We start from the raw sequence: 13,253 nt of genomic DNA, 5'->3' as shown, positions 1-13,253 counted from the left end.
CAGCGCCCTATTAAAGTGTTAGTCTTGGGTGCGCCTATTTCATTCTTAATTTTAAGAGCTATCAATGAATAGAAGTTAATAGAAAGGGAATAAGGTTAGTGCTATAAAAAACTGCTATTTGAGGGTGTTCATATGATTACAGTTTTATTTGGTGGAAGCCGAGAAAATGGAAACACTGCAACATTGACGAAAAAAATATTAAAGGGTCATGGCTATCAATGGATTGATTTAACGAAATTAGCGTTTAATCCCGTGAGAGATGTACGTCATGAATCTATTCAAATTCTCGAATACAACGATGATTATCAACGTGTGATTGATCAAGTGCTCGAAAGTGATGAAGTCATTTTTGCGTCGCCCGTGTATTGGTATAGCGTGAGCGGAACGTTAAAATCTTTTATTGACCATTGGTCTGAAACACTTCAAGATCCGCGATATCAAGATTTTAAAGAGCGTATGCAAAAAATTACGTTTAGATTAGTGTTAGTAGGCGGAGATAGCCCGAGAATCAAAGCACTCCCGTGCGTGCAACAAATCGAGTACAGTTTACAGTTTTTAGGGGCGCATCTCGCAGATTACCTGATTGGCTATGCGGAAAAACCTGATGATATATTGCACGATCAATATGCGATAAAAGAAGCAGAACGATGGAATAAGCTGTATTCATTTTAAGGGCGTTAAAGAAGATTAAAACAGTTTAAATAGCGTTTAAATCGTGCCTCAAATCGAGGGGATTATGCTATAATATAAAGTATTCAATTGGATTAATGCGTACTGTATGCGGGGTATTTTTATGCCATACACTGCGCATTGATTTTTATTTAAGGAGCGGTTTGAGTATGTATGAAGTTAGAATTGCTACACCTGAAGACGTCATCGGAATTCGAGATGTTGCAACAAAAGCGTGGTACAACACGTATTTAGATATTTACGCAGCTTCAACGGTTAATGAGTTATTAGCTGCTTCATATAATGAAAATCATCTTTTAAAACGATTAAAAGAGCAACTCTTTTTAGTGGCGATAGAAGATGAGGAAGTCGTAGGATTTGCCAATTTCATTAGTGGTACAGAGTTATATTTGTCTGCACATTATGTGCGTCCCCACTCTCAACACAAAGGGTTCGGTCGTTTGTTGTTAGAAAAAGGTATCGCGCATTTTGAGGGGCAATATGACGCTGTCTATTTAGAAGTCGATACGCAAAATGAACGCGGTGTGGCATTCTATGAAAAAGAAGGCTTTAACGTTGTTCGTACATACGATTCAGAGATGCATAAAGAAATCATGCACCTTGCTTTGATGAAAAAGCCATTAACGTCATAAGAAGTTAAGGAGGGATCTCGCTTGACAGAGATACCGTATGTCAACCGTAAGTTATCCGAAGAAAAAGTGTTCAAAGACCCTATTCACCGCTATATTCACGTGAAAGATCAGTTGATTTGGGATTTGATTAAAACAAAAGAATTCCAAAGGTTACGACGTATTAAACAGCTCGGTACGCTCAATTTAGCCTTTCACACGGCAGAGCATAGTCGTTTTGGACACTCACTAGGTGTTTATGAAATTGTGCGTCGTATGATTGATGAATCTTTCAGTGGGCGTGAAGCTTGGTCCGACGATGATCGTCCATTAGCCATGTGTGCAGCATTGTTGCATGATTTAGGGCATGGGCCTTTTTCACATTGTTTCGAAAAGATATTTAACACTGATCATGAAAAGTTTACCCAAGCCATAATTACAGGGGAGACAGAGGTTAACGAAGTTTTACGGCGTGTCAGTCCAGATTTTCCCAATGCTGTAGCAGAAGTGATTAACAAGACCCATGAGAATAAGCTTGTTATCTCTATGATTTCATCACAAATTGATGCAGATCGCATGGATTATTTGCAACGGGATGCTTACTTTACAGGTGTTTCATATGGCATGTTTGATATGGAACGTATTTTAAGATTAATGCGCCCTTCTGAAAATGAGGTTCTGATTAAAGAAAGCGGGATGCATGCGGTAGAAAACTTTATTATGAGTCGCTATCAAATGTACTGGCAAATTTATTTCCATGCGGTAAGTCGCGGGGGCGAAGTATTACTTAATAATTGTTTTAAGCGGGCGAAATATTTGTACGAAACAGGGTATCAATTTGACACAGCACCCACGGTATTTATCCCATTTTTCGAAGAACGTGTAACGGTTGAGGAATATGTGGAGTTGGATGAAACAGATGTCACTTATTATTTAAAAGGCTGGATGCGTGAATCAGACCCTATTTTAAGTGATTTAGCACAACGATTTATTAATAGAGATTTATTTAAATATCTTCCGTTTGATGGTTCAATTATTACTATCTCTGAATTGCGTGAGCTCTTTGAACAAGCAGATATTGATCCAGACTATTATTTCGTTAGTGATTCATTTTCAGATTTACCTTATGATTATGACCGACCAGGTTCTAATCGACAACCCATCCATTTATTGCAACCTAAAGGGGGTATTCGGGAAATTAGTAGTCAGTCGTTAATTATTTCGAGTATTACTGGCATTAAACGTGAAGATTACAAGCTTTATTATCCTAAAGAATTAATTATGAAAATCGAAAACCCCGAAGTGAAAGGTGCCATTATTAACTTGTTAAATGAACTTAACTCATAAAAACATAAACAGGAGGAATTATTGTGGCAGAACAAAAAGGTTTTAAATTTAATATTATTAAAAATGACCCTTTAGATGGTCATAAAGGAACGAATATAGGTTCCATTAGCCTTGATAATGTAGCGCCTGTATTTATTGATATTGAGGCAAAAGAAGCTTTTATAGATATTGGCGCGATGCATGCACGTGCAGATGTAGAACGTGGTGTCAAATGGATTACTGATAGAGAAACAGTGGATGTTGAAGGTGCGAAAGCCTACTGGTTATGTTGGGTGACAACAGAGCGCGGCGAACAAGGACCTTACTATGCAGGATTAACAGCAGCGTATATGCTCGTTAACAAGTCGATTCGTCGTGGATACAAAAGTATGCCAGAGCACGTAAACATGATGGATAAATCGATGAAACATAAAGTGATTATTGATCAAATTGGTGAAGAAAACAAACGAGTTTTAAAATCGTTTTTAGTGTCTCACAATCAAGAAATGTGGGATAATTCAAGTGATGACTTAAAAGCAGCGTTAGCTTAATAGATAGATATTTAAGGGGGTAAGACAGAGGAAGGTCTTAGTCCCTTTTTTATCACTTCAACATTGTGCTATAATGATGTGTATTATTTATAGAGATAAGGTGAAGCGAATTGGAACGAAAAGTGGCAATTGAAACACATCAAATCGTAAAACAAGAGGACAGCAAAGAGAAATTTACGAACCATGTGGATGGCACGCTCACAGAGAAGAATGCGACATTTATTCGCTATAATGAGGCCGTTGACAATGCCGATGTAAATGTAACAGTCAAAATCGCAAATGATGCAATCAAAATTATTCGCAAAGGCGATATCAACATGACACTCCATTTCAAAGAAGGCCAACCGACGAAAACATTTTATCATCTCCCAGAAGGGAAAATATTATTGGTGGTCAATACGCTAAGTATTATTCATTTTGTGAGTGAAACAGGTGGAAAACTAAAAGTACACTATGAATTGTATCAGGACGATGAAAAAATGGGTACGTACCAATACGAAATTAAATATAAGGAGATAAACGATGAACTTAATTGATCAAGTGAAACAAACATTGATACAAGAAATTGAAAAAAGTATCCAAAAAGCAGGCATCACAGATGAAGTACCGGCGATTAAAATTGAAATTCCAAAAGACGAAAAAAATGGTGATTATGCGACAAACATTGCGATGGTTTTAACGAAAATTGCGAAACGCAACCCTCGAGAAATCGCATCATTAATTGTTGAAAATCTTGATACTGAAGCAGCACACGTTAAATCTATCGACATCGCAGGACCAGGGTTTATCAACTTTTATCTTGATTCAGGTTATTTGTATGAAGTGATTGATCAAGCCATTGAAAAAGATACACATTTTGGACGCGTAGATACCCCTAAAAATGAAAAGATTTTAGTAGAATATGTTTCAGCCAATCCGACAGGCGATTTGCATATTGGACATGCACGTAATGCAGCTGTTGGAGATACGTTGTGTAACATTTTGAGTGCGGCAGGTTATGATGTCACACGTGAATATTACATTAACGATGCTGGGAACCAAATTACCAATTTGGCTAAATCCATTGAAGCACGTTTCCGCCAAAGTTTAGGTGAATCTGCAGAAATGCCACAAGATGGCTATCATGGAGAAGATATTAAAAATATTGGTAAAGATTTAGCTGAAAAGCAACCCGAGTTAAAAGACTTAGACGATGAAGCGCGTATTAAAACGTTCAGACAATTGGGTGTGGACTATGAAATGGCTAAACTGAAAAAAGATTTAGCGGATTTTAACATTCATTTTGATAATTGGTTTAGTGAAACATCTTTATATGAAAAAGGCGACATACAAGCTGTATTAGATAAAATTAAAGAACTGGGCTATATCTATGAAAAAGATGGCGCAACTTGGCTACGTACAACGGACTTTAATGATGACAAAGACCGCGTTTTAATTAAACAAGACGGCACGTACACATATTTCTTACCAGATATTGCTTATCATTTCGATAAGATTCAACGTGGTAATGATACGTTGATTAATTTATTTGGCGCTGACCACCACGGTTATATTAACCGTTTAAAAGCTGCAATGGAAACATTCGGTGTAGATCATGAGCGTCTTGAAATTCAAATTATGCAAATGGTGCGTTTAATGCAAAATGGCGAAGAAGTCAAAATGAGTAAACGTACGGGAAATGCAATTACGTTAAGAGAAATTATGGACGAAGTGGGGATTGACGCGGCACGTTACTTCTTATCCATGCGTAGTCCAGATACGCACTTTGACTTTGATATGGAACTTGCTAAGCAACAATCTCAAGATAATCCTGTTTATTATGCACAATATGCCCATGCGCGTATTTGCTCTATCTTAAGACAAGCGAAGGATAAAGGCATTGAAGTTCAAAAAGGTGCGGATTATACGACTATCACGAATGATAAAGCAATTGAATTACTCAAGAAAATTGCAGAATTTGAATCAATGATTGAAGGCGCAGCAGAAGCGCGTGCCACACAACGTGTCACAAACTATATTCAAGATTTGTCTGCACATTTCCATAGATTTTACAACGCTGAAAAAGTACTTACTGACGACGAGACAAAAACAAAAGCGCATCTTGCATTAATTGATGCAACACGCATCACACTACGTAACGCACTGACACTTGTCGGCGTTACAGCACCAGAAAAAATGTAATATTGATGATTTAACTTTACTTTATTGAAGATGAGTGTGAAAGCCCCAAGACATGTCTACGGCGACGCGCACTCGTCTTTTTTATATTTTTCATAAAATAAGGGTGGTAAGTGACCCGTGATTTGATATAATTTGTGAATAATCACTTGAGGAGGGAATTCATGAAAGGGAAGTCTATTTTTTATGTCATAATTATGAGTCTTTTGCTGTTAGCTGGATGTAATTTTAATGATGACCATTCTGACGAAACGGGCAAAACAACGAATAAAGTCCCTAATCGTATTATTTCACTCATACCAAGCAATACTGAAATATTATATGAACTTGGATTGGGAGATCATGTAGTAGGGGTTTCAACAGTAGATGATTATCCGAAAGAGGTACGTCATAAAACACAATTTGATGCGATGAAGCTTAATAAAGAAGCGCTCATTAAAGCACAACCCGACCTTATTTTGACCCATGAATCTCAAAAAGCATCCCAAGAAAAAGTGTTAAAAAGTCTTGAAAACAGTGGCATAAAAGTGGTGTATGTGAAAGATGCTCAGTCACTCAACGAAATGTATCAAAGTTTCGAACAAATTGGTCAAGCCACAAATAAAGAAAAAGAAGCACAAACACTCGTCAAAGAAACAAAGGCGAATGTAGAAAAGGTGGTCAACAAAGCCAAATCTCGTAAAGCACAACCGAAAGTCTTTATCGAAATTGCTTCAGAACCTGAAATTTATACCGTCGGAAAACAAACATTTATGAATGACATGCTCACAAAACTCAAAGCTAAAAATGTATTTGATGATCATAAAGGGTGGCCAACAGTGAGTAAAGAAGACATTATTAAAAAGAATCCTGATGTCATGTTAACGACTTCTGGTATATCCACAAAAGAATATCAATCGCTTGTACAACAGCGAAGCGGGTTTGAAGATCTCAATGCAGTTAAAAAACAACGTGTTGAAGCTTTAAATGACGATTTACTTTCGAGACCAGGCCCACGCATTGATGAAGCAATGAAAAAGTTGAGTGATGCTATTGATGCAAAAAAATAAAAAAAGAGACCTCATAACGTTTGGTTTATGGGGATTTCTTTTAATCTTAGTTGTACTTTATAGTCTATTTGGGTTTATGGACTGGACATTCCCTTATGCACAGACCCTTGTTTTAGAGGTGAGACTTCCCCGTGTGTTACTGGCCTTGCTCTCTGGGATGGGACTCACTTTAGCAGGATGTTTATTTCAATTAATACTGAACAATCCTCTAGCCGATAGCTTCACCCTTGGGTTAGCGAATGGGACAACGTTAGGTGCCGCAGTGACTGTTTTTTTAGGGCTCTCGTTTATTTGGATAGCGCCTATTGCGATTTTGTTTGGACTTGTCTCACTAATGATTGTCATCTTTGTCGCACAAATCATTTCAAAAGGATACCCGACCAGAATGTTAATTTTGTCGGGAATTATGATTGGTGCTATGATGAATGCATGTTTATATTTATTAGTTCAGTTCAATCCCCGTAAGTTGCAAAATATTTTAAATTATATGTTTGGGGGATTTGCAGCAGCGGAAATGCGTGAGGTCCTCCTCATCGGTTCGGCCCTCATCTTAGCATTAGTATTGGTTGGGGGATTGTTACCTCAATTAAAATTATTGCAACTCAATGTGTTATCAAGTCAAGGTTTGGGTGTAAAAACAGAGCGGCTATCCATGGTGACATTAGTCATTGCCACGGCGCTCTCCGCAACAATTATTGGATATGTCGGCGTGATTGGATTTATCGGCATCGTGATTCCTCAATTGGTTCAGCGTATTACTTTTGGAGGATTAGAAACAAAAATCATTTTTAATTTGTTGATTGGTGGTACAGTGATGGTGTTTGCGGATAGTTTAGGAAGCCAGTTGTTTGCGCCGATACAATTACCTGCAAGTATTGTGCTTGCGATATTAGGTATTCCATTCATGTTTTATCTCATGTGGATGGAAAACAAAAAGATACATCATGTTTAACAAGTGCTAAAGGACATCGTTATAATGTATCACCGATAAGGTTAAAAGGTGAAAAACTTTTGAGACCTATAATTTTAAATTGAAGAAGGTTATATAATGGATTTAAACCCTATTAAAGCGATTATTTTTGATTTAGAAGGTACACTCCTGGATCGAAAAAAATCAAGAGACAAATTCATAGAAGAACAATATGAACGTTTTCATGATTATCTTGTACGCGTGCAAGCTTCCGATTACAGAAAAAAGTTTATAGAACTTGACGATGATGAAGACCATGATAAACCTGACTTATATAAAGAAATCATTAAGCAATTTAATATTGATCGCCTAAGTTGGAAAGATTTGTTTCATGACTTTGAGATGCATTTCTATCGGTACGTATTTCCATTTTATGATACGCATTATACTTTACAAAAATTGACAGAAGCAGGGTATAAAATAGGTGTCATTGCTAATGGCAAATCCAACATCAAGCACTATCGTATTTACGCTTTAGGCATTGAAGATTATGTCAATCATTTATCAACTTCTGAAACGGTAGGATTTCGTAAGCCACATCCACGTATCTATGAGGATATTCTTGAAAAACTAAATGTTGCACCTTCAGAAGTAATCTATGTTGGCGATGATGCATTAAATGATGTCGCCCCTGCAAGAGCGATGGGAATGGTGAGTATTTGGTATCGTCATAAAGAAGGGGACGTAGAATTAGAACCGCTAGCTTCAGAAATGGACTTTGAAATTTCAACATTAGAGGAATTATTAGAAATACTGGATATATCTAAAGGGGAGGAAAAATAATGAAATTATTTCGTACATCTGATGGGACAGCGCTTTATTACCGTTCAATGGGGCAGGGAGACCCTGTAATTATGATTCATACGATACATATGAATCATACTGTCTTTGAAGATATTGCTAAACGTATATCACGTAAATATCAAGTGATTCTTATTGATCTGAGAGGCCACGGGTTCTCTGATAAACCTTTACGCATTGATTTTAAACAGTTTGCACAAGATATTAAAGAACTGATGGAATTTTTATATTTGAAATCTAGCTTGTTAATCGCAAACGAATTAGGGAGTGCAGTGGCGATGGATTTTGCAGTACGTTATCCTGAAAAAGTAACGGAACTCGTGTTAATCAATCCAACGGCAAGTAATGAGATGTTACCGAAAGAGCGTCTGTTCTTAAAATATGCAGAAAAAGTACGGACATGGGATAATTCTGAACAAGAAAAATTCTTTGAAAAACACTTATATTACTCAAAAAATAAAGTACGTAAGTTTTTAAAAAGTGTAGATAATTCTGCAGAACTTCTGACTGAATATGAGCACCGCGCAGTGGATCAAGCTTTTCAGAATGTTGACATCAAGGAACTGACAACTGAAGTTCATAAACGTACGTTAGTTATTGCAGGAGATGCTAATGAGCGTGTGACACCAATGGAAGCAAAAGATGTGGCGGATTTAATTCCTGTTTCGGAATTTTGTTTATTTAAAAAATCAGGAGTATACCCGTTTGTAGAAGAAAAGGAACGTTTCTTAAAAACAGTAAAAGCCTTTGTAGAAAAGTCTTCGAAAGCAAGTGTGTAATCGTTTCGTAATATAACTGTCATTATATTGAAATTTAGGGTATACTAGTAGTGAGCACAGAATCGAAAGAGCGAAAAAGGAGCGTGTGCTTTATGAAAAAACTCGTCAGTGCTGTACTTATTACTGGTTTAACTCTATCAGGTGTTGCAACTGGATCTGCGTCTGCAATGCAAGGGAACACACTTCAATCTGTTAAAGCCTTACAACAAGGAGATCAAACTATTGAAGGCGTTAAAATCGGTCAAAATATGACAGACGTGATTCGTGTCAAAGGTGAAGGCATTCATACTGAAGCTGGATTCGGTACAGAACAATATTATGAGTATCATACTGATAAAGGAATGATGATTGTCACTGCGAATTCTAAAGCTCCGAATGCTAAAGTGACACGAATTTCAATGAGCTATAACAAAGCAGACGGCCCCACTTATAAAGAGGTTAAGAAAAATGTAAGTGCTAAAGCCGTAACACGTGAGCACTATAATAAAGTGACAGGAAATAGCGGCTTTATTATTGATGGCAAACGTTCATATCAATTTGCATCACCATCACCTAAAGATAAAAACATTAAATTGTATCGCATTGATTTAGAAAAATAGACCTTTTTAAATCAATAAAGGTAGATGAAGGGGTGGACAGAAATCACTGTGATTTTATTGTCCCTCCTTTTTTATGTTTTAAAACCCATAATACATAGATGATGGTTTACATTTGATACATTTCAGTATAAGATAGCCACATTGACAAAATTTGGAGGCCATTATGAGACCAAACGATCGTACATTGATTGATAACGTTGAAGATTATCTCACGCACAAAGGCATCACGACGACGTTAATTGATGATGTCAAAGAAAATTTAAGAAGAGACATCCAAAAATCTGAAAAACAGGGTGTTGATTATATTGAGTATCGACAAAAATCAACAGCTGAAATCATATTGACGATTCAGAAGAATTTGTTTACTTTACAGTTTAATCCGGTTGTCTTTTTTATTATTAACTTTATTTTGATTTCATATTTATATGATAAGCAACTTGTTCCGTTCGGGGCGGCGACGGGCTTATCGATTTTGCATATTATCGTGCTATTACCGATTTCAGTGATAATTTATTCTCGTATTATGAGAAAGAGTTATCTATATCAAAATCGTTTAGAAAGTTATATTGGCGTATTGCTCGCTGTCATTGCCTTGATTTTGATAGCAATGAATACTTTTGATATCACCTTAGGTATTCATATTGTAACGACCTACACTCACATGATAATTGCTTTGTTCGGTCTCTTTTTTACTTTTTGGGGCCTTTACCGCAAACGCTTAGAATATACGGGTGTTGGCCTATTATTAGTGCAAAAAACAATTGATATTTTAATTCGCGATCCACAAGCGGCACAACTGATTTCGATTGCAATATGGATTATGATTTTAGTACTTATAATTTTTTACACGATTGAACTCTCCTCTAAAAAGCAAGGATAATTTGAAAAATATACTGAGAGAAGTGAAGAAAATTTAATCTTCACTTCTCTTTTATATTTAATTAATAAGATTATTTTACGAAATATAATTTTGCAATGTTATATTTATGATGATAAGGGTATAGATGAACTACCTGTACTTTTGAAGGGGAGAGAATATTGGGAGACTTCACGACCAAAGATCGACGTAGAATACATTTGAAAAAAATGGGCCAAGGTGTACCATTAGTACTGATACATGATTTGTATGGAAATATTGCGAGTTTTGATGCGCTTGCCGAGAGATTAAAGCCACACTTCACATTAATCTGTTATGATTTGAGAGGGCATGGAAGGTCCTCTAAACCGAACCATTATGAAATGAGCAACCATTTACAAGATTTGGTATCACTATTAGATCATCTTCAGATAAAAAAAGCACACTTTTTAGGACATGGTATGGGAGGGATTATCGCATCACTTTTAGCGTGTGAAGCCTCAGATTATGTTCAATCACTGACATTAATTGGTGCATACGACAATAATATCGTAAATGGGATGGCACATCTTATGAATGAACATCGTGAAATGACGAAAGGTTTTACACGTTTAGAAGCCACACTCGTGCTCTTTCCTTATATTTATCATAATAAGAAAGCGGCATTGAAATGGTATCAACAACAACGGATATATAGTTATGAAACAGAAAATGATATGGCAGTGGCCACACGGGCATTACACACGTATCAAGAATATAAAAAGGAATATGTGAATAAGTTCACAGTACCCACTTTGGTGATTGAGGGTGCTTTTGATCCTTTTAGAAATAATCCAGCGCAAAGACCAGATGTTAATGCGCGCCACATTGACTATAAAGAATATAAACACTCTGGGCATGCCCCGCATATCGAAGAGATAGAAAAGTTTTTAGTAGATTTTGAAACGTTTATTAAAAATATTTAAGCTAACCTTTAAATATATTACCTATATTACGGGGAAGATAGACATTAAACAGGGGTAAAAAAAGATTGATAAAGCGAACTTTCCAAGTGGCTCAACATCAATGAGAGAATTAATGTTGTGGGCATTAAAACCAACCCCTAGCCACATAAAAAAACCACTTCAAGCGAAGTGGTTTTTTCATTATTGTGGTTTAATGTCAGTGCTTTTGATTGTTTCGTTAACACGATTTAACAATTCGTCGATTTTTTTACGTTGCTCATCGTTTACTAAAATAAGAACAGTACGCTCATCCTGTTCGTTACGACGCTTGTTGAAGTAACCTTCTTGAGATAAGTTTTTAACCGCTTTAACTACTTGAGGTTGTTTGTAGTTTAAGTTGTTAATAATATCTTTAAGGTAATATTCATCTTCAATGCGATAGCTTAAATGTGTTAATACAGCAAATTCCTCAAAACTAATTTGGAATTCTTTTTTGATTACGCTTTTTAATCTATCCGCATACGTAACCATTGATAATAATTCGAAACAATCTTTGACTCTTGTAACAGCCATTTCCATAACCTCCCGTTTTCATTGCCCTCGTATAATTTTTCAAAACATGTCTTGGAAAACATATTTAAGAAAGTGACGCTTATTAATTTCAAACGAAATATCTGTACCTTCTTATAAAAAGTAATTAATAATATTACTTGTGAATTGATTTAAGTGCAATTAGATTGTAATTATAACCAATTCGAATTAGATTGTAAACTAAGAAGGCTTAACCGCACTCGATTATGATACAAAATTTTTGTAGAAAGTTGGAAAAAAGCAGTTTTATAACAATATGCCGTGTCATTTCAACTTCTACGGAAAGTCTTCTTTTACATTAAAATAATTTTAATAGAAAAAGAAAACCCATCTATCTCTCTATATTCTCTATTTTAATTTTTTGATCATGGGGAAATCGTACGACTTTCTCTCCAACAAATATTCCATTTTTAATTATAAGTTGCTCATTTATTTTATCATAACTTATTATTCGTTTAATCAATTTGTCCTTCTTATAAATCAATACTGAATTTTCATCTATTAATATATCACTAGGTAAAACGATTAATGCGTTAGAGTATTGAATATCAAAATGAGTCCCAATAGGATAGTTTTTAGGCGTTTTAATTTTGGTGAAATAGTAAGATTGATGCTTTGATTTTGAAGAAGAGATGGGGGTCCAATGTCTTGATACAACTGTACCTTTCGCCTCTTTTCCATTAAAACGGGAACGTAGGTTAACAGTGTTTCCTTGTTTAAATTTTGTATATAAATTCTCCGGAACTTTAACGAGAATATGTTGTTCTTCAGAAGTTATTTCTAAAATTTTTTCTTTATTTTGCTCTGGAACAGATTCATGCAAACGCACGATTCCCTGAGTAGGTGATTGAATCGTGTGATACAAATTTGCTTTGAGTTTCATTATTTCTTTATTTGTTTCAAAACTTTGATCAGCATCAAGAGGAAGTTTGAGTAACGTGTTTAATGCATTGATTTCGGGGATTTTTGCGGGATTGTGATAGGTCACTAAAGGGGTATCTATGTCGACGCGTTCGCCATTTTTGACGTGAATATCTTGAATATAGCCCAAAGTGGGATTGAATTTTAATAAATAGTTATAGTCAGATTGCACAATCCCTATTAAATAAGGGGGAGGTGTTAAAGTGGCACGGATTGTTTTGATATCCGATTGATTTGGTTGGATAAATAAATGAATCACAACTCCTGTAGTCATACTAAAGAGAAGGATACCCGTTAAAATAGTGATAAGCAATGATTTTTTCATGTATGCACCTCAATATAATTTTTATAAAAATTATAATGTAATAATATTTTGGTGCAAGCGACTTA

Annotated in this window: 15 protein-coding genes; 13 read left to right on the top strand and 2 right to left on the bottom strand. The window is 35.8% G+C overall.

Features of this window, described 5'->3' with window-relative positions; all coding sequences use genetic code 11:
• Positions 1–132: 132 nt before the first annotated feature.
• The 13 genes from G8Y84_RS06985 to G8Y84_RS06925 all read left to right on the top strand — a co-directional run bounded on the left by G8Y84_RS06985 (position 133) and on the right by G8Y84_RS06925 (position 11,372).
• Complete coding sequence (locus G8Y84_RS06985) at positions 133–672, top strand: flavodoxin family protein (protein ID WP_037572791.1); 540 nt, start codon at positions 133–135, stop codon at positions 670–672.
• A gap of 167 nt (positions 673–839) precedes the next feature.
• The gene (locus tag G8Y84_RS06980) at positions 840–1,322 is read left to right on the top strand and encodes a GNAT family N-acetyltransferase (protein WP_037572788.1); all 483 of its coding nucleotides are present in this window, start codon (positions 840–842) and stop codon (positions 1,320–1,322) included.
• 21 nt (positions 1,323–1,343) lie between these two features.
• Positions 1,344–2,645: an HD domain-containing protein gene (locus tag G8Y84_RS06975; RefSeq protein ID WP_037572785.1), complete on the top strand. Its 1,302-nt coding sequence runs from the start codon at positions 1,344–1,346 to the stop codon at positions 2,643–2,645.
• Positions 2,646–2,668: 23 nt separating this feature from the next.
• Entirely contained in the window at positions 2,669–3,175 is a 507-nt protein-coding gene (locus G8Y84_RS06970) for a YwhD family protein (protein WP_037572782.1), read from the top strand.
• A 110-nt stretch (positions 3,176–3,285) separates the two neighbouring features.
• Positions 3,286–3,711 (top strand): YwiB family protein, encoded by a 426-nt coding sequence (locus tag G8Y84_RS06965; RefSeq protein WP_037572779.1) that lies wholly within the window; start codon positions 3,286–3,288, stop codon positions 3,709–3,711.
• Positions 3,698–5,356 (top strand): arginine--tRNA ligase, encoded by a 1,659-nt coding sequence (gene argS / locus G8Y84_RS06960; protein WP_037572777.1) that lies wholly within the window; start codon positions 3,698–3,700, stop codon positions 5,354–5,356. The genes G8Y84_RS06965 and argS overlap by 14 nt, the downstream gene beginning before the upstream one ends.
• 161 nt (positions 5,357–5,517) lie before the next feature.
• On the top strand, positions 5,518–6,402 hold the full coding sequence (locus G8Y84_RS06955; RefSeq protein WP_037572775.1) for an ABC transporter substrate-binding protein: 885 nt from the start codon (positions 5,518–5,520) through the stop codon (positions 6,400–6,402).
• Positions 6,389–7,354, top strand: a complete 966-nt coding sequence (locus tag G8Y84_RS06950; protein ID WP_037572773.1) for a FecCD family ABC transporter permease — start codon at positions 6,389–6,391, stop codon at positions 7,352–7,354. Before G8Y84_RS06955 ends, G8Y84_RS06950 begins: the two co-directional genes overlap by 14 nt.
• Positions 7,355–7,450: 96 nt before the next feature.
• Positions 7,451–8,155: an HAD family hydrolase gene (locus G8Y84_RS06945; protein WP_037572770.1), complete on the top strand. Its 705-nt coding sequence runs from the start codon at positions 7,451–7,453 to the stop codon at positions 8,153–8,155.
• Positions 8,155–8,952: an alpha/beta fold hydrolase gene (locus G8Y84_RS06940; protein ID WP_037572768.1), complete on the top strand. Its 798-nt coding sequence runs from the start codon at positions 8,155–8,157 to the stop codon at positions 8,950–8,952. The genes G8Y84_RS06945 and G8Y84_RS06940 overlap by 1 nt, the downstream gene beginning before the upstream one ends.
• 92 nt (positions 8,953–9,044) lie before the next feature.
• Positions 9,045–9,551, top strand: coding sequence for an SA0570 family protein (locus tag G8Y84_RS06935; RefSeq protein WP_105962918.1), 507 nt, complete (start codon positions 9,045–9,047; stop codon positions 9,549–9,551).
• Positions 9,552–9,714: 163 nt separating this feature from the next.
• A complete protein-coding gene (locus tag G8Y84_RS06930) occupies positions 9,715–10,431 on the top strand; it encodes a hypothetical protein (protein WP_165806214.1) in 717 nt (238 codons plus the stop codon).
• 158 nt (positions 10,432–10,589) lie between these two features.
• Positions 10,590–11,372 (top strand): alpha/beta fold hydrolase, encoded by a 783-nt coding sequence (locus G8Y84_RS06925; protein WP_105996664.1) that lies wholly within the window; start codon positions 10,590–10,592, stop codon positions 11,370–11,372.
• A gap of 180 nt (positions 11,373–11,552) precedes the next feature.
• Here the strand turns inward: G8Y84_RS06925 and sarA are convergent, their stop codons facing one another.
• Both sarA and G8Y84_RS06915 read right to left on the bottom strand, forming a co-directional pair.
• A complete protein-coding gene (gene sarA / locus G8Y84_RS06920) occupies positions 11,553–11,924 on the bottom strand; it encodes a global transcriptional regulator SarA (RefSeq protein ID WP_037566374.1) in 372 nt (123 codons plus the stop codon).
• A gap of 349 nt (positions 11,925–12,273) precedes the next feature.
• On the bottom strand, positions 12,274–13,188 hold the full coding sequence (locus G8Y84_RS06915) for a hypothetical protein (protein ID WP_037572758.1): 915 nt from the start codon (positions 13,186–13,188) through the stop codon (positions 12,274–12,276).
• Positions 13,189–13,253 lie beyond the last annotated feature (65 nt).

It is taken from the genome of Staphylococcus sp. 11511212 (assembly GCF_011394755.1).
Classification (GTDB): Bacteria; Bacillota; Bacilli; order Staphylococcales; family Staphylococcaceae; genus Staphylococcus; species Staphylococcus chromogenes.
This window is presented reverse-complemented; position numbering and strand designations above follow the sequence as displayed.